16 protein-coding genes are annotated in these 17,619 nt (G+C 53.5%); 10 read left to right on the top strand and 6 right to left on the bottom strand.

Features of this window, described 5'->3' with window-relative positions:
• Nucleotides 1-74: 74 nt before the first annotated feature.
• The 5 genes from pckA to igaA all read right to left on the bottom strand — a co-directional run bounded on the left by pckA (nt 75) and on the right by igaA (nt 6,277).
• Nucleotides 75-1,694 carry a phosphoenolpyruvate carboxykinase (ATP) gene (gene pckA, locus JM656_RS01370; RefSeq protein ID WP_203359725.1) on the bottom strand — a complete coding sequence of 540 codons (1,620 nt, stop codon included), beginning with the start codon at nt 1,692-1,694 and terminating at the stop codon, nt 75-77.
• 401 nt (nt 1,695-2,095) lie between these two features.
• Nucleotides 2,096-2,974 (bottom strand): Hsp33 family molecular chaperone HslO, encoded by an 879-nt coding sequence (hslO, locus tag JM656_RS01375; protein WP_203359726.1) that lies wholly within the window; start codon nt 2,972-2,974, stop codon nt 2,096-2,098.
• 24 nt (nt 2,975-2,998) lie between these two features.
• Complete coding sequence (hslR, locus tag JM656_RS01380; protein WP_203359727.1) at nt 2,999-3,400, bottom strand: ribosome-associated heat shock protein Hsp15; 402 nt, start codon at nt 3,398-3,400, stop codon at nt 2,999-3,001.
• A 10-nt stretch (nt 3,401-3,410) separates the two neighbouring features.
• Complete coding sequence (yrfG, locus tag JM656_RS01385; RefSeq protein ID WP_203359728.1) at nt 3,411-4,079, bottom strand: GMP/IMP nucleotidase; 669 nt, start codon at nt 4,077-4,079, stop codon at nt 3,411-3,413.
• A gap of 65 nt (nt 4,080-4,144) precedes the next feature.
• Entirely contained in the window at nt 4,145-6,277 is a 2,133-nt protein-coding gene (gene igaA / locus JM656_RS01390) for an intracellular growth attenuator protein IgaA (protein WP_203359729.1), read from the bottom strand.
• Nucleotides 6,278-6,599: 322 nt separating this feature from the next.
• On the opposite strand from igaA, the gene nudE reads away from it, so the two are divergent.
• A complete protein-coding gene (gene nudE / locus JM656_RS01395; RefSeq protein ID WP_203359730.1) occupies nt 6,600-7,160 on the top strand; it encodes an ADP compounds hydrolase NudE in 561 nt (186 codons plus the stop codon).
• A gap of 61 nt (nt 7,161-7,221) precedes the next feature.
• Here nudE and mrcA read toward each other — a convergent pair whose 3' ends face one another.
• Nucleotides 7,222-9,774 carry a peptidoglycan glycosyltransferase/peptidoglycan DD-transpeptidase MrcA gene (gene mrcA, locus JM656_RS01400; RefSeq protein WP_203359731.1) on the bottom strand — a complete coding sequence of 851 codons (2,553 nt, stop codon included), beginning with the start codon at nt 9,772-9,774 and terminating at the stop codon, nt 7,222-7,224.
• Nucleotides 9,775-9,894: 120 nt separating this feature from the next.
• Between mrcA and JM656_RS01405 the strand changes: the two genes are divergently transcribed.
• The 9 genes from JM656_RS01405 (at nt 9,895) to dam (ending at nt 17,615) form a co-directional block, all read left to right on the top strand.
• A complete protein-coding gene (locus tag JM656_RS01405; protein ID WP_203359732.1) occupies nt 9,895-10,674 on the top strand; it encodes a DNA utilization protein HofM in 780 nt (259 codons plus the stop codon).
• Nucleotides 10,674-11,213: a PilN domain-containing protein gene (locus JM656_RS01410; protein WP_203359733.1), complete on the top strand. Its 540-nt coding sequence runs from the start codon at nt 10,674-10,676 to the stop codon at nt 11,211-11,213. The genes JM656_RS01405 and JM656_RS01410 overlap by 1 nt, the downstream gene beginning before the upstream one ends.
• Nucleotides 11,197-11,667 carry a hypothetical protein gene (locus JM656_RS01415; protein WP_203359734.1) on the top strand — a complete coding sequence of 157 codons (471 nt, stop codon included), beginning with the start codon at nt 11,197-11,199 and terminating at the stop codon, nt 11,665-11,667. The genes JM656_RS01410 and JM656_RS01415 overlap by 17 nt, the downstream gene beginning before the upstream one ends.
• Nucleotides 11,657-12,061 carry a HofP DNA utilization family protein gene (locus JM656_RS01420; protein WP_203359735.1) on the top strand — a complete coding sequence of 135 codons (405 nt, stop codon included), beginning with the start codon at nt 11,657-11,659 and terminating at the stop codon, nt 12,059-12,061. Before JM656_RS01415 ends, JM656_RS01420 begins: the two co-directional genes overlap by 11 nt.
• Nucleotides 11,973-13,211, top strand: a complete 1,239-nt coding sequence (gene hofQ / locus JM656_RS01425) for a DNA uptake porin HofQ (RefSeq protein ID WP_203359736.1) — start codon at nt 11,973-11,975, stop codon at nt 13,209-13,211. Before JM656_RS01420 ends, hofQ begins: the two co-directional genes overlap by 89 nt.
• 405 nt (nt 13,212-13,616) lie before the next feature.
• The gene (gene aroK, locus JM656_RS01430) at nt 13,617-14,138 is read left to right on the top strand and encodes a shikimate kinase AroK (protein WP_042322869.1); all 522 of its coding nucleotides are present in this window, start codon (nt 13,617-13,619) and stop codon (nt 14,136-14,138) included.
• A gap of 57 nt (nt 14,139-14,195) precedes the next feature.
• Entirely contained in the window at nt 14,196-15,284 is a 1,089-nt protein-coding gene (gene aroB, locus JM656_RS01435; protein WP_203359737.1) for a 3-dehydroquinate synthase, read from the top strand.
• Nucleotides 15,285-15,374: 90 nt separating this feature from the next.
• Nucleotides 15,375-16,703: a cell division protein DamX gene (gene damX, locus JM656_RS01440; protein ID WP_203359738.1), complete on the top strand. Its 1,329-nt coding sequence runs from the start codon at nt 15,375-15,377 to the stop codon at nt 16,701-16,703.
• Between the two features lie 69 nt (nt 16,704-16,772).
• Complete coding sequence (dam, locus tag JM656_RS01445) at nt 16,773-17,615, top strand: adenine-specific DNA-methyltransferase (protein ID WP_203359739.1); 843 nt, start codon at nt 16,773-16,775, stop codon at nt 17,613-17,615.
• Nucleotides 17,616-17,619 lie beyond the last annotated feature (4 nt).

The raw sequence follows: 17,619 nt of genomic DNA on the forward strand, positions 1-17,619 counted from the left end.
TGTGCTTATCAGGTCTACGTTCGTGTTGTGGTAAGCCGGATAAGGTATTTATGCCGCCATCCGGCACATTCGACTTACAGCTTCGGACCGGCGCTCACCAGCGCTGCACCTGCTGGGGTATCGGTGTATTTCTCGAAGTTTTCAATGAACAGTTTTGCCAGCGCGGATGCTTTTTCCTGCCACTGTTCTGGTGACGCGTAGGTATTACGTGGATCAAGAATGCGAGTGTCCACGCCCGGCAGTTCGGTAGGGATTGCCAGGTCAAACATCGGCAGACTGAAGGTTTCCGCGTCGTCCAGGGAACCGTTCAGGATAGCATCGATGATGGCGCGAGTATCTTTGATGGAGATACGTTTGCCAGTACCGTTCCAGCCGGTGTTTACCAGGTATGCCTGCGCGCCTGAGGCTTGCATACGTTTTACCAGCACTTCTGCGTACTGTGTCGGGTGCAGCGACAAGAATGCAGCGCCGAAGCAGGCGGAGAAGGTCGGCGTAGGCTCAGTGACGCCGCGCTCAGTCCCTGCCAGCTTAGCGGTAAAGCCAGACAGGAAGTGGTACTGGGTCTGGTTTGCCGTCAGACGGGAAACCGGCGGCAGCACGCCGAACGCATCAGCGGTCAGGAAGATAACTTTAGTGGCATGACCCGCTTTGGAGATCGGCTTGACGATATTATCGATGTGATAGATCGGGTAAGAAACGCGGGTGTTCTCGGTTTTGGAACCATCATCAAAATCAATGGTGCCATCGTCGCGAACCGTCACGTTTTCCAGCAGCGCATCACGGCGGATTGCGTTATAGATTTCCGGTTCAGCGTCTTTAGACAGCTTGATGGTCTTCGCGTAGCAACCGCCTTCAAAGTTAAACACGCCGTCGTCATCCCAGCCGTGTTCGTCATCGCCAATCAGACGACGTTTCGGGTCGGTAGAGAGGGTGGTTTTGCCGGTGCCGGAAAGACCAAAGAAGACCGCGACATCGCCTTTCTCGCCCACGTTGGCGGAGCAGTGCATGGACGCAATGCCTTTCAGCGGCAGCAGGTAGTTCATCACTGAGAACATCCCTTTCTTCATTTCACCGCCGTACCAGGTACCGCCAATCAACTGAATGCGTTCGGTCAGGTTGAATGCCACGAAGTTCTCGGAGTTTAATCCCTGTTCTTTCCACTGCGGGTTGGTGCATTTCGCGCCGTTCATTACGATAAAGTCAGGTTTGAAGCTGACCAGTTCTTCATCGCTCGGGCGGATGAACATGTTTTTGACGAAGTGAGCCTGCCAGGCAACTTCCGTAATAAAGCGTACAGACAGACGGGTATCGGCGTTGGCGCCACAGAAGGCATCAACGATGAACAGACGCTTGCCAGAGAGTTGTTGGGTCACCAGACCTTTCAGATGCTGCCAGGTTTCCTGAGCGAGCGGTTTGTTGTCGTTCTTCCCTTTGCCTTTGTCGGACCACCAGAGCGTATCACGCGTGGTGTCATCACGAACAATGTACTTATCCTTTGGCGAACGTCCGGTAAAGATACCGGTATCAACAGCAACGGCGCCGAGGTTCGTTAGCACACCACGCTCATAGCCTTCCAGGGAAGGGTCGAGCTCTTCCTGGTAAAGCGTTTCGTAGCTTGGGTTGTAAACGATATCCTGAACGTCATTGATACCATAAGCCTTGAGATCTTGCGGGGTTAAACTGTTCACACGCATTTCACTGCTCCTTAGCCAAGATGTATTACCTGAAATATTAAGGTTTTTTAGGGTTTGTTTAACGCGACAAGGCTCATAGATTTACGCATCTGGAAAAAATCACGAGTGACTGAAAACGCTGCAACTCCTGTCACGAAGCGGCGATTATTATGGCAGGAAACACTTTTTTGTTGTGGAAAATGTTCTTAAAACGTTAAACAGAAGTGTATTTGGCGGGAATATTGTGACTGTAATCGCATTCATAGAAGAAAATTACGTAACAACAAAATTTAAATTATCGATTCACGTCGAAATAATAGGTGAGAGGCAGCGAGAAAAATGTGAGGAATGCCGGGCGGTGTTACCGCACACCCGGCCTTTAAGAGACTCTGTCGCGTCGCCAACCGGCGTTTTATACGCGATTAATGGACTTGCGGATCGGCAGGAGAGGCGTTGTTGCGGATCTCAGTAATGTCCATCGCGTTGAACAGATAGTGACTGCCGCAATAATCGCAGTGCATATCGATCTCGCCTTCTTCAGAAATGATGCTGTCGACCTCTTCATCCGGCAGTGTTCTCAGCGCGCCCGCACAACGTTCACGTGAACAGGTGCATTTGAACTCAACGTCCTGCGGATCGTAGAGCGTGACCTCTTCTTCGTGATACAGACGCCACAGTATTTCGGTTGCAGGCAGCGTCAATAACTCTTCAGTTTTGATGGTTTCCGTCAGCGTCGCCAGATGATCAAAATCAGTCGTTTGGGCATTCTGTGCTGGCATCACCTGCAACAGCATACCGCCCGCCGCCGGTTTACCTTCGATGTCGCCCGTGCGAATAAACAGGCGTGTGGGTAACTGCTCCGAGCGCTGGAAATAGTCTTCCAGGCATGCCGCCAGCGTGTCGCCTTCCAGACCAACCACGCCCTGGTAGCGTTCGCCTTCTTCTGGCGTGATGGTGATGACCAGATAACCGTTGCCGATCAACGTTTTCAGATCGGCATTTTCAGGAATGTCGCCCTGAATGCGGGCGACGCCACGCATCTGTTGGTTATTGTTTCCATTGATCACCGCCAGGCTCATCGGGCCGTCACCCTGCAGTTGCACGGTGATATCACCCGCAAATTTCAGCGTTGCGGTGAGCAGGCTGGTCGCAACCAGCAGTTCGGCCAGCACGGTTTTCACCGGCTGCGGATAACTATGATTCTCGAGGATCTGTTGCAGGGTTTCCGATACGGTCACCAGCTCGCCGCGTACGGCAAAGTTTTCAAACAGATAACGGTGTAATTGGTCATGTTGCGGCATAATCATCTCTCTTGCAGGTGACAGTCACTCACTGTCGCCGTGTTTAAATCGTAACAGGTCGCGGCGTTCTTTTTTATCCGGGCGCCTGTCCGGGTGCGGCATGGTCAACGCATTAAGCTTACGCGCCAGCGCGACTTTTTCGCGTTTTTCTACGCTTTCTGCCGTCTCTTCGTACAGCGCGACGGCTTCGCTTGCCGGGCGGCGTTGCTCGGTAATCGCTTTGATGATGACCGTGCGCGCGTCATTACCCTGGCGCAGCATCAGGGTGGCATTCAGCTCGACAATTTTACTCGGCTTACTGCGCTGTCCGTTGTAGTGCACCTTACCGCCTTCCACCATTTCACGAGCGATGGCGCGGGTTTTATAAAAACGGGCAGCCCACAGCCATTTATCCAGCCTGACCTCAACAGAGGGCTTCTCTTTCATGGCGACTCCTTCACATCAGCGAGGGGATCAATCGGCGGTAGTCATTTAGTGACGGATGGCGAGTATACTGCTTTTCCGCGATGCCGGAGTCAGGATTGGTCACGCCGAGGCAGTAACGAATGCCAAATTGGGCGGCGGCATCGAGAATCGGCTCGCTGTCATCGATAAACACCGTTTTCTCCGCGCTTATTCCCGTCTCTTTAGCCACAGCGTGCCATAACCGCTGATCCTCTTTGGGATAACCAAATGTGTGGGTGGAAAGTAATAAATCAAGGTGTGAGGCCAGACCGGTATGCTCCAGCTTCACCGCCAGGTTGTGTGGATGCGCATTGGTGAGCAAAATACGGCGTTTACCGCTTGCTTTTAACGCATCTAAAAACGGAACGGTATCATCGCGCAGCACGGCGCGCGGCCCCTGTTCCGTCGTCATGGCGCAGATATCCAACCCCAGCCGTTTGCTCCAGTAATCCAGGCAGTACCAGTTTAACGTATGCTGTACGTCTTGATACTGCTGGCGAATAAATTGCTGGGCTTCTTGTGGAGAGATTCCGTGCTGTGCGCCGTAGGTTTCCGGCACCAGTTTTTGCCAGAAATAGTTATCGAACGCGAGATCAAGCAGCGTGCCGTCCATATCCAACAAAACGGTGTCCACGTCCTGCCAGGCGATATCAATGTGCATGGGTTCTCTCCTGAGTGAAGCAATTTGCGCGACAGGGTAGCATACCCTGCCGCACGGGCGTGTTATCAGATGAGGCTTTCAGGGGAAGCGATCAGTTTCGGGTTCAGGCAGCTTTCGTAGTATTGCTGAATTTCGGTCATGCGGGTGCGATTACGCTGATAGCGTCTGAACGCCTGTATGCCGTTGTATATCGCGCTGCCCAGCATACCCAGCATCAGCAGCGTCGTACCGAGGTAGCGCCACAGGCCTGAACGGTCTGGAATACGGTGCAGGCTGATGTGCTGCGTTCCGTTGGCGTCGGTATAAATACTGGTGACAATCCCTTCAGCGCTAAACGGCGTTTGCATGAGCGTTTGGGCCAACCGCTGGAAGGCACCCCATTGCTCCTGAGCCGGGTGGTCATACAGTGAAACGGCGGGGTAAGTCTGGTCGACCAGATCGCTGCCTTCGTCACTGATAATCAGGAATCCTCCCGGCGCGGGGCTGTTTAGCGACTGGGCAGCACGCGCTGTTTCACGCGAAATAAACGGCGCTGTCGAGGTGGTCACCAGATTATCCAGCGACTCTGCGCTGACAGGGCGCAGCAGGACATTGACGCCATTGAGCTTACCGGCGTTGGCGCGTTTAACCAGCGCATTCCAGTCTTTGCTATTGCCGAGGTTCACCAGCGCATTTTTAAGGCGTATGCACTCATCATCAGCAGAGCACAGGTCAGCCGTTTTCAGCACGATGTCACCGAAATCATCCAATAATACCATCCCTGATTTTTGAATCGCCGAGCGTAACGAGGCGCTGACACGCGAATCATCTTCGGGTTTGGGGTGCAATTGTCGGCTGATGGCTTGATTTAGCGCTGTCGCTTTATTGACAAGTTCGGACTCTGGCAGCGGCAGAGCCTTGGCGTCATTCCAGATAATTTGCGAGCAATCAAAAGGCATGAACGGGGAACCCGGCTGCGCGGTCCAGCTTCCCGGCGTATGAATATTGCACATGCCTTTACCGCTCAAATGCAGGGTATCACCAACGCGAACCCCGGCCTCTTCGAGTTTTTTCACACTGGTGGCTTCAATGGTTTGGGCACCTTTCATCCATGACAGCGTGAATTTGATGGGCATATCCAGCGGGATCCAAAACAGCAGCATCAGCAGCACCAGCAGGGAACCTCCGGAGATGATCATACTGCGCAACCAGTGCTGTAGCGGGAAGTTTTTGACTTCGTCATGCAGGGATAAAAAGCGGCCCTGGCGTACCACGTGGCGATCCAGATAGATATCAATATCGGTTTGCTGACCGAGATCCTGCGCGATGTAAGGCTGCCAGTGAGCCGGGTAAATCAGGTCAATGATCCCCAGTGAGATATTGTTGATTTGCTCCTGGTTGTTTTCACCGAACAGCCCCCAGCGACGCGGGGTGCCTCGCAGGCAGTGGATTTCCCGTAACGCGGTTTTAGAAGGTGGTGCAAGCAATCCCCAGAGTCCCGCGGCCGACAACAAAATCGCGCCGCCGGCCATCCAGGGAACAAAGACATCTGGCGTTATCAGGCAGAAGAAAAACAACAGGAAAGAGGCGACAATCAGCAACGCCTCACGAAGACCCGCAGGACGGCTCAACGCATATTCTTCATGCGTTTCCTGGCGAATGTTGAGCAATTCAATTTGTTCACTCTCTTCACCGCGGATCGATGCCTGAGTGGAGGCGGTGTGCTGCAATGCATAGCCACGCGTCTCTTGCATATACTCCTGCAGCGTGTGACCGTTCAGTGAGATAACCAAAGGCAGCTTGTCGGTATGGATCAGTTCAACGTTATTTTCGTCATTGATGTACTGTTCCCAGAAAGGCGGCAGATGAACCTCAACCGAGTCGAGATAGTATCGCCATTTGTTGGGATCGTCGGTGGTAATGCCGTAACGCGTAATAGAATGCGTCAAAACGATAACGTTGTTGCTCTCAGCATTGAGTGTGAGTGACACAGGCGCGGCACTGGCGCCAGTGGGGCCTGGCACTTGTTGGATTTGGCTGAGATTGTCGAGATAGTTCTCAACGGCGCTGCGCTCTTCGGGCGTCAGCTTACGCGTGGCTGCCTCCGGGAAGGCATTGATCCAGGGCAGGCTTCGCCGCCTGGCGCGTGTCCTGAGTAGCCATCCTGCCAGTAGACAGCAGGCCAGCAAAGCAGCTAAAAAAATCAAAATGGTGCTCATGCTTTCCCCATCTTACTAAGTCTGTCAGGCGTGGTCAGTCGCACCCTGTCCAATAAACGTGATTTTGTGGTTGGCTATCGGCAAGTGTGGAGTTGAACTTGAGCATTTTTAAGCGCATCCCATTGAATGCAAATCATAGCAAAACCACCAAATGCGGAATATCAGCAAATTCCTGGAGTTATTTCAACCTATTGACTTTTAATTTGAAATAAGAATTAATTTTAAGTGCGTTGCATAAATGTAAATAAATGGCAATTCACATTGCCGAAACCGTGCTGCATATCGCACAATGGCGTCAGATTTCACTGCAAAGACTCTCACGATGAGCAAATCATTACAAAAACCCACCATTTTGAAAGTAGAAACTGTCGCACAATCGCGCCTGTTCAACGTTGAAAGCGTGGACCTTGAGTTCAGCAATGGTGTGCGACGTGTCTATGAGCGTATGCGTCCGTCCACCCGCGAAGCGGTAATGATTGTACCTATCGTTGACGATCACCTGATTCTGATCCGTGAATATGCGGTGGGAACGGAGTCCTACGAACTGGGGTTTTCCAAAGGGCTTATCGATCCCGGAGAGAGTGTGTTTGAGGCCGCGAACCGCGAATTAAAAGAAGAGGTTGGCTTTGGTGCGCAGGATCTGACGTTTTTAAAGAAACTGAGTATGGCGCCTTCCTATTTTTCAAGCAAAATGAACATCGTGGTGGCTGAAGGCCTCTATCCGGAATCGCTGGAAGGCGACGAGCCCGAACCCCTGCCGCAGGTACGCTGGCCGCTGGTGCATTTGATGGACCTGCTGGAAGAGCCAGACTTTAATGAGGCGCGTAACGTGAGCGCTCTGTTTCTGGTACGCGAGTGGCTGAAAGGGCAGGGACGACTGTAGGTCATAACCCGGCAGAACAACGCAGTAAAAACAAAAAAGGCGCCGAAGCGCCTTTTTTTGATCAGAACAGTTCCTGCGACTCACCATTATCGATAATGGTTGTTCCCACCTCATGCACCGCGTGCTGTGTTGGCTGGGTGCCTTCGATGAAATACTCTTCGCGACTGTTACCGCCACTGGCCAGTTGACCGGTACTGCGATCGATATTGACCGTCACAATCCCTGGCGGCGGCGTCAGCGGTTGCTCAGGTACGCCTTCCAGAACGGACTTCATATACGCGTCCCATGCCGGTTGCGCACTCTTCGCTCCGCCTTCATAGCCGGAGACCTGATCTTTGATCGCCCCGGATGCCGTCGTGCGTCCCAGATCGCGGCGGTGATCGTCAAAACCAATCCACACCGACGTTACCACGCCTGGACCGTATCCGGAGAACCAGGCATCTTTCGAGCTGTTGGTGGTACCGGTTTTACCGCCGATGTCCCGACGCTGCAGGTCGCGGCCCGCTCGCCAACCAGTACCCATCCAGCCGGGTTCGCCGAAGATATTGGTGTTCAGCGCGCTTTTCATCAGGAACGCCAGCGGCGTGTTAATCACGTGCGGGGCATACTCCTGTGTACCGCTTTGGGCAACCAGCGCCTGGTTTGCCTGTTCAAGCTGTGGCATCGGCACAGTGGCGTTTTGCTGCTCCTGAGAAATGGCGACATCTTCGACGTTGCTGTTCTCCAGGACGTTCGATTTTTGCGTATCGCCATAAATGACCGGAATATCACACTCCGGGCAGGCAATTTTCGGCTTCGCTTCAAATATGACGCCGCCCTGGTCGGTTTCAATCTTACTGATGAACCAGGGATCGACCAGGAAGCCGCCGTTTGCCATAACGGCATAGCCCCGCGCTACCTGCATCGGCGTGAAGGATGCGGAACCCAGCGCCAGCGATTCGGTATGCACGATGTTTTGCGCCGGGAAGCCAAAGCGCTGCAGATATTCTGCTGCGTAATCGACGCCCATTGCGCGCATGGCACGCACCATAACCACGTTCTTCGACTGACCGAGACCCTGACGTAAACGGATCGGACCGGCGTACTGCGGCGGTGAGTTTTTGGGGCGCCAGTCAGAACCGGCACCGGCATCCCAGCGTGAAATGGGCACGTCGTTCAACATGCTCGCCAGGGTTAAACCTTTATCCATCGCGGCGGTATAGAGGAACGGCTTGATATTCGATCCCACCTGACGCAGCGCCTGGGTGGCACGGTTAAATTTGCTCTGATTGAAGTCAAAACCACCGACCAGCGCCATTACCGCACCATTTTGCGGATTAATGGAAACCAGCGCGGAGTTAACGTCCGGCACCTGCGCCAGCCACCAGGCATCGCCCACCTGACGAACCCAGACTTGCTGACCGGCTTGTACGGCATCAGTCACTTTACGCGGCGTGGGGCCCTGTTGTGTATCTGAGCGGTACGGACGCGCCCAGCGAATCCCGTCCATACGCAGTGATACCGACGTTCCATCCGCCAGTGTTGCCGTGGCTTCTTGCGGTGTGGCGCTGGTGATCGCGGCCGGGAGCAATGGCCCGTAGGTAGGCAGCGCTTTCAGCGTGTCGGTAATTTTTTTGCTGTCCCAGGCGGTTTCACCCACTTTCCATAAAACATTCGACGGGCCGCGATAGCCGTGGCGCATGTCGTAGTCCAGAACGTTGTTGCGGACAGCTTGTTGAGCCGCCTGTTGGACTTTGCGGGTGATGGTGGTGTAAATGCGATAGCCATCTTCATAAGCATTTTCACCGTACCGGCTGTACATTTCCTGGCGCACCATTTCTGACAAATAGGGGGCAGAAAACGCGATTTCCGGCGCATGGTAATTTGCATCAATCGCTTCGTTACGCGCCTGATCGTACTGATTCTGGGTGATATACCCTTCGCTCAACATACGCGACAGAACCACGTTACGTCGCGCTGTGGCGCGATCCATGGAATAAAGCGGGTTAAACGTAGAAGGGGCTTTTGGCAGGCCGGCAATGACCGCCATTTCACTCAGGCTAAGCTGGTCAACGGTTTTACCAAAATAGACCTGTGCTGCGGCACCTACGCCGTAGGCACGGTAACCGAGGTAGATTTTGTTCAGATAGAGTTCGAGGATCTCATCCTTACTCAGGAGTTGCTCAATGCGTATGGCAAGGAACACTTCCTTAATTTTACGCATTAGCGTCCGTTCCGGACTGAGGAAGAAGTTTCTCGCCAACTGCTGAGTAATGGTGCTCGCCCCCTGCGACGCATGGCCAGAGAACAGCGCGACGCTTGCCGCACGGAAGATCCCGACAGGGTCAACACCGTGGTGCTCGTAAAAGCGACTGTCTTCCGTGGCGATGAAGGCTTTCACCATGACGGGCGGCATTTGGTTGAGCGTGACCGGGATTCGGCGTTTCTCGCCATACTGCGCGATCAGTTCACCCTCCGCGCTATAAACCTGCATCGGAATCTGCAAACGCACGTCTTTTAACGTCGCGACGTCAGGTAGTTGCGGCTCGATATAGCGATAGAGACCATAAATCGAGCCTGCTCCCAGCAGGATGCAACATACTGCAAGGATCAATAAATACTTTACGAACTTCACTGGAGATTTCCCATTTAGTGTCATTTGGGCAGTTTATAAACAAACGCGCGGTAGTATAAAGGCAAGCCAGACGCATTGATATACCCGTTAGAGTGACGGGTGATAAGGAGATCATCAGCTATGGCTTTCCGGTTCTGGCAAATAGGCCTTCATATTCAACCGCATGAGGTACTGGCGGTTGCCGTTGTTCGCGGTGCATCGGGCTGGCTTTTACAGCGCTGGTGGCGTATGCCGCTCGACCATGTCGTCCTCAAAGAGGGGTACATTTGCAATCCTGAACAGCTTGCCGCGGTACTTCAACCGTGGAGCCGGGAGCTTCCTCATCAGCACGCCATCCACCTTTCATTTCCCTCCAGCAGAACACTGCAAAGACGCTTTCCGCGCCCTGCGATGGCGCTGCGGGAACGCGAACAGACAGCATGGTTAACCGGTTCGATGGCGCGTGATCTGGACATGGATCCCGACTCCCTACGTTTTGACTATAGCGAGGATACGTTAAGTTCGTCGTTCAATGTGACTGCCGCGCAAAGCAAGGAGGTCTCGACGTTACTGACACTCATGCAAACGCTAAAGGTGCGGGTGACGGCTGTCACGCCGGATGCCTGCGCATTACAACGATTTATTCCGTATTTAGCCTCGGGGCAGCAGTGTCTGGTGTGGCGCGATGACGTGCAGTGGTTGTGGGCGACACGTTATGCCTGGGGGCGTAAAACCGCCGAAGAAATTAGCCGTCTTGATGATCTCGCCGCGTCCTTGTCCATGCCTCCCGACACGCTGGTGATGTGCGGCGAAGATGGCTTTGATCCCTGGGAAGCCGTGTCCGTACGCCAGCCCCCCATTCCGCCGCAAGGGCATGCTTTTGCGATCGCCCTCGGCCTTGCGATGGGGGAGATACGTTGATGAGCCCACTGATCAATTTTATGCCCTGGCGTCGTTCACGACGGATGGCGTGCCTGCGATGTTGGGCTGTTATGTTTGGCGGTTCACTGTTCTTATTCATCGTTATTGCGCTGAGTGTTTGCAGTGTTACGGGGCAGGAAGCCCGAACCAACACGGTTCTGCTGGAGGCTGAACAAACAAGGGCCGCCGCGCTGATGGCGAGAAAACGGGGGCTGGAACAACAGCACCAGCAGCGCCAGCAAGCGTTGCAGAGACAAATGCTGCGTGCCCAGATGCGTCGCTGGCAGTCGGTGCTGGACGTGATTTCGCACCAGATGCCTGATCAGGCGTGGTTCACCAGGATGGCCTACCAACAGGAGACGCTTGAACTGGAAGGCAATGCGCTGAGCTTTACCGCGTTACGTTCGCTGGAAGCGATGTTGCGTCATTTGCCGATGTTTGAGTTAAGCAATACCGGCGCAACCCGGCAGGACGCAAAGGGGCGCTGGCAGTTTCACTATCAGTTAAAAAAGAGCGTGATGCATGAACGCCCTCTTTGATATCTGGTGCGCGTTAACGCCCCGAACCCGAATTCTCTGCTGGAGTGCCGGAAACATCTGTCTGGGGATCCTGCTCCTTATTTGTCTGTTTTATCTGGGCGGGCCAGCGCTTCGCGTACAGCGAGACGCGCTGGTTGTGCGGCGGGCAACCGTGCAGCAGCAGTGGAGAGAGCAGTACCGGCTGATGGCATCGGTCGGTGAAGCCCGCATTGCTCCAGATGAAAAGCGCCTTCCCTTTTCTCCGCTGGAATTTCAGACGTCACATCGACGTCTTGTTCACTGGTTGCCTTCTGCCGAAGGCGGTGAGATGGCGTTGACCTCGGTCTGGGAGGCAGTTCCTGACTTCTTTGTTCGACTGGCGGCATGTGGGATGAACGTACGTCAGTTTTCACTGAGCGTGGAAATGTCGGAGTTACTCCTGACGCTGGAACTGGAGCGTCTGAATGAGGGGTAAACGCTGGCTGTTGGTTTGCCTTTCTCTTTTGACGCTGACCGGTATGCGCGATCCTTTCAAACCACCAGAAGACCGCTGCAAGACAGGCGAGCTCTTGCAATGGCGCTTTCAGGGGGTGGTAAGTCGGGGCGAAAAGCTGATCGGCATCGTCAAAGACAGTCAGCAGAAATGGCGTCGAGTGGAACCTCTCGAGCCACTGGATAACGGGTGGAGAGTCGCCCAATTGACCACGCAAACTTTAACGCTCGAGCTTGGTGAAAACTGTGAGCCATCACAGTGGCAGTGGCAACGACAAGGAGAAAAGGATGAAGCTATGGATAGCCGCGACGCTGATGATCATCATGCAGACAGCGCAGGCGGGAAAAACGCAAAACGTCACGCTAATGGTGGATGACGTTCCGGTGGCTCAGGTATTGCAGGCGCTTGCTGAACAAGAGCGGAAAAATATGGTGATCTCGCCGGATGTAAGTGGCTCGGTGTCACTCCATCTGACGGATGTACCGTGGACGCTGGCGCTGCAAACCGTTGCGAAAAGCGCCGGACTGGTATTACGCCAGGAAGGGGCGATTTTGCATGTTCAGACGGCGGCCTGGCAGCAAGAAATGATGGCGCGTCAGGAGGATGAACGGGCGCAGCAGCAGGCAACACTGCCACTGGAAAACCGCAATATTTCTTTGCAATATGCCGATGCGGCAGAGTTGGCGAAAGTCGGCGAAAAACTGCTGAGTGCAAAAGGCAGCATCACGGTGGATAAGCGTACCAACAGGCTATTGCTTCGCGATAACACTGTTGCGTTGGCCACGTTAGAGAAATGGGTGGAACAGATGGACTTGCCCGTCGCGCAGGTTGAACTGGCTGCGCATATTGTCACCATTAACGAAAAAAGTTTACGTGAGCTGGGCGTTAAATGGACGCTTGCGGATGCCCAGCAGGCAGGAGGCGTGGGAGATGTGACCACGATGACCACCGATCTCTCCGTTGCCACGGCGACGACGCGCGTGGGATTTAACATCGGACGCATTAACGGGCGACTGTTGGATCTTGAGCTTTCGGCGCTGGAGCAAAAACAGCAACTCGATATTATCGCCAGCCCACGTCTGCTCGCTTCGCATTTACAACCGGCCAGTATCAAGCAGGGGAGTGAGATCCCCTATCAGGTTTCCAGCGGTGAAAGCGGCGCGACCTCTGTGGAATTTAAAGAAGCGGTGTTGGGGATGGAGGTGACGCCTACGGTGTTACAGAAAGGGCGCATTCGTTTGAAGTTACGGATTAGTCAGAATATGCCCGGCCAGGTGTTGCAACAGGCGGATGGCGAAGTGCTGGCCATCGATAAGCAGGAGATCGAAACCCAGGTCGAGGTGAAAAACGGTGAAACGTTGGCGCTGGGCGGTATTTTTTCTCAAAAGAAAAAATCAGGCAAGGATAGTGTCCCGCTGCTAGGGGATATTCCCTGGCTCGGCCATTTTTTTAGCCACGATGGTAAAGAAGATGAACGACGTGAACTGGTGGTGTTCATCACGCCCAGGCTGGTATCGACAGAGTGATTTATGCATAAAATACCGTTGTTTTTACGCTGAACACGTTTCAGGGATTTGACGTGGGGGTGTATTTAGCATACAAGGAGTACCGATTTGAGAGTCAGTACTTTTCGTTGCTTACGCACCCGTGATTACTCTTCGCCTTTCAAGCGGCAAAATAGTTGGCTGGTTTCGTGTTATCTGACTTCGCGATACGTCGCTGGGTCTGGTGTTTATGAGACTGCTGGTTTGTCGCGACCGGAAATGCACGGGGTTTGGTAATTTATTCAGTTGCCAAACCTGCTTGAGTATTGAGATAATTTTCAACCTGACTCTCGCAATATCTTATGAGGTTTCAGTTCATGTCCTGCTGCGCTGGGTATCTGCGAAGCGGGTTTATCATTAACGAATAGTCTTAGTAGTACCGAAAAAATGGCAGAGAAACGCAATATCTTTCTGGTTGGGCCTATGGGTGCCGGAAAAAGCACTATTGGGCGCCAGTTAGCTCAACAACTCAATATGGAATTTTACGATTCTGATCAAGAGATTGAGAAACGAACCGGAGCTGATGTGGGCTGGGTCTTCGATGTAGAAGGTGAAGACGGCTTCCGCGATCGTGAAGAGAAAGTCATCAACGAGTTGACGGAAAAGCAGGGTATTGTGCTGGCAACCGGCGGTGGCTCTGTAAAATCACGTGAAACCCGTAATCGTCTCTCCGCGCGTGGCGTCGTGGTCTATCTTGAAACGACGATCGAAAAACAACTTGCGCGTACGCAGCGCGATAAAAAACGTCCGCTGTTGCAGGTCGAAGCTCCGCCTCGTGAAGTTCTGGAAGCGTTGGCCGACGAACGCAATCCTCTGTATGAAGAGATTGCAGACGTGACCATTCGTACCGACGATCAGAGCGCCAAAGTCGTAGCAAACCAGATTATTCACATGCTGGAAAGCAACTGATTCTGGCTTAATACACACTTGCCTGCGGGTACAAGCCATTAAGGTGGATATCGCGTCATGGAGAGGATTACAGTCACTCTCGGGGAACGTAGTTACCCTATCACCATCGCGGCTGGTTTGTTTAACGAACCAGCTTCATTCTTACCGCTGAAATCGGGCGAGCAGGTTATGTTGGTGACCAACGAAACCCTGGCTCCTCTTTATCTTGATAAGATTCGCGACGTACTTGAACAGGCGGGTGTTAACGTTGATAGCGTTATTCTTCCCGATGGCGAGCAGTATAAAAGCCTGACGGTGCTTGATACGGTCTTTACGGCCCTGCTGCAAAAACCGCACGGTCGCGATACCACGCTTGTAGCCCTCGGTGGCGGCGTGATTGGCGATCTGACCGGTTTTGCGGCGGCGAGCTATCAGCGCGGCGTTCGTTTTATCCAGGTTCCAACAACCCTGTTGTCTCAGGTTGACTCCTCCGTTGGCGGGAAAACCGCTGTAAACCATCCCCTCGGTAAAAACATGATTGGCGCGTTCTACCAGCCTGCTTCCGTGGTGGTGGATCTCGACTGTCTGAAAACGCTTCCTGCGCGTGAACTGGCTTCGGGTCTGGCGGAAGTGATCAAATACGGCATCATTCTGGATGGGGCGTTCTTTACCTGGCTGGAGGATAATCTGGATGCGCTGTTGCGTCTGGATGGCGCAGCGATGGCGTACTGTATTCGCCGTTGTTGTGAGCTGAAAGCAGAAGTTGTTGCCGCAGACGAGCGAGAAATGGGCTTACGTGCTTTACTGAATCTGGGGCACACGTTTGGCCATGCTATCGAAGCCGAAATGGGTTATGGCAATTGGTTACATGGTGAAGCGGTCGCTGCAGGTATGGTGATGGCTGCTCGCACGTCAGAACGTCTGGGTCAGTTTAATGCAACTGACACACAGCGTATTATTACGCTGCTTGCGCGTGCTGGCTTACCTGTTAACGGACCCCGCGAGATGTCCGCGCAGGCTTATTTGCCGCACATGCTGCGTGATAAAAAAGTGTTGGCGGGTGAAATGCGTTTAATTCTCCCGTTGGCAATAGGGAAGAGTGAAGTTCGCGGCGGAGTGTCGCACGAGGTGGTTCTTAGCGCGATTGCTGATTGTCAGCAGGCGTAACAACAAGAAAGGTCAGACCGCAATTATTGGGTCTTTTAGCTTCAGGTTAACTGCAACGTTGTAAGCATTAACCTTTGAGTGGGGTGTTAAATGGATGAATTCAAACCAGAAGACGAGCTGAAACCCGATCCCAGCGATCGTCGTACTGGTCGTTCTCGTCAATCTTCTGAACGTGGTGAGCCGCAGATCAACTTTGATGATGTTGATCTGGATGCGGACGATCATCGCCCGACACGTGCGCGTAAAGACCGCAATGAGGAGCAAGATGTCGAGCCTGAAGAAGATTACGAATCCGATGATGATGCGGTGGATGATGACGAAGAACGTGTAGAGCGTCGTCCGCGCAAGCGCAAAAAAGCGGTCAGTAAACCGGCTTCCCGTCAGTACATGATGATGGGTGTTGGTGTTCTTGTCCTGCTACTGCTGATTATCGGAATCGGCTCCGCGCTGAAGGCACCTTCAACCTCCTCTTCAAGCGAGCAAACTGCTTCTGGCGAGAAGAGTATCGATCTTTCTGGCAATACCGCCGATCAAGCGAATGCAACCCAGCCTGCGCCGGGTGCAACATCTGCTGAGCAAACCGCCGGTACTGCACCGCAGCAAGAAGTTTCCTTGCCGCCAATTTCGTCCACGCCGACCGAAGGGCAAGCGCCTGCAGCGACCGAAGGTCAGCAACGTGTTGAAGTTCAGGGCGACCTGAACAATGCGCTCTCGCAGCCACAAAATCAGAGCCAGGTTAACAATGTGGTGGTTAACTCCACACTGCCGACTGAACCGGCCACGGTTGCGCCAATCCGCAACGGTAATGCGTCGCGTCAGGAGACAAAGGAACCTGCGGCTCCTGCCACAACCACTCGTCCGGAACGCAAACAGGCCGTGATTGAGCCGAAGAAACCGCAGACGACAGCGAAAGCGACGGTAACTGAACCGAAACCTGTCGCTCAGGCAAAACGTACGGAACCAACGGCTCCGGCGACAACCGCGAAAGCCCCTGCAGCAACATCTGCACCGACAACAACGGTAGCCCCGAAAGCAACCGCCAGCACGACGTCTGCGCCTGCTCAAACGACACAGCCTGCGCAAACTGCGCCGACGGCTGCAGCGACACCAAGCGCGGCCGGTGGGAAAAGTGCAGGCAACGTTGGGTCGTTAAAATCTGCACCGGGCAGCCATTACACCCTGCAGCTCAGCAGTTCTTCTAACTACGACAACCTGAACAGTTGGGCGAAGAAAGAGAACCTGAAAAACTTTGTTGTGTATCAGACGACGCGTAACGGCCAACCGTGGTATGTTCTGGTCACGGGCGTGTATGCCTCGAAAGACGATGCGAAACGTGCGGTGTCTACGTTGCCAGCCGATGTGCAGGCGAAAAACCCGTGGGCAAAACCGTTGCATCAGGTTCAGGCCGATCTGAAGTAATGTTATTAAAGCGCAGGATGCTGTCGGAGCTTTCTCCACAGCCGGAGAAGGTGTAATTAGTTAGTCAGCATGAAAAAAAATCGCGCTTTTTTGAAGTGGGCAGGGGGAAAATACCCCCTGCTTGAAGATATAAAACGGCATTTACCACCGGGTGAGTGTCTGGTTGAACCCTTCGTGGGTGCCGGGTCGGTGTTTCTCAACACCGACTTTTCTCGTTATATCCTCGCCGATATCAACAGCGACCTCATCAGTCTCTATAACATCGTGAAGTCACGTACCGATGCGTATGTGCAGGCTTCCCGTGAGCTGTTTACCCCTGAGACAAATCAGGCTGAGGTTTACTATCAGTTCCGCGAGGAATTCAACGCGTGCCAGGATCCGTTCCGCCGCGCGGTACTGTTTTTGTATCTGAACCGTTTTGGCTACAACGGACTGTGCCGCTATAACCTGCGCGGGGAATTTAACGTGCCGTTTGGCCGTTACAAAAAGCCCTACTTCCCGGAAGCGGAGTTGTATCACTTTGCCGAAAAAGCGCAGAATGCAGAGTTCCATTGCCTCTCCTATGAAGAGTGTATGGATCGTGCGGATGCAGACTCTGTGGTCTATTGTGACCCGCCTTATGCGCCGCTTTCTGCGACGGCGAATTTTACCGCTTATCATACCAACAGCTTCAGCCCCAGAGAGCAGGCGCATCTGGCAGAGATGGCAGAAAAGCTGGTCAGTAAGCGGATCCCAGTGTTAATTTCGAACCATGACACGCCCGATACCCGTGAGTGGTACAAAGCGGCGAAACATTTTCAGGTTAAAGTGCGGCGCAGTATAAGCAGCAACGGCGGCACACGAAAAAAGGTGGACGAACTGCTGGCTCTGTACCAACCACAACCAGGAGTCGTTTCGCCCGCGAAAAAATAATTCT

The sequence above is a fragment of the Citrobacter sp. R56 genome (genome assembly GCF_016811995.1).
Classification (GTDB): domain Bacteria; phylum Pseudomonadota; class Gammaproteobacteria; order Enterobacterales; family Enterobacteriaceae; genus Citrobacter_D; species Citrobacter_D enshiensis.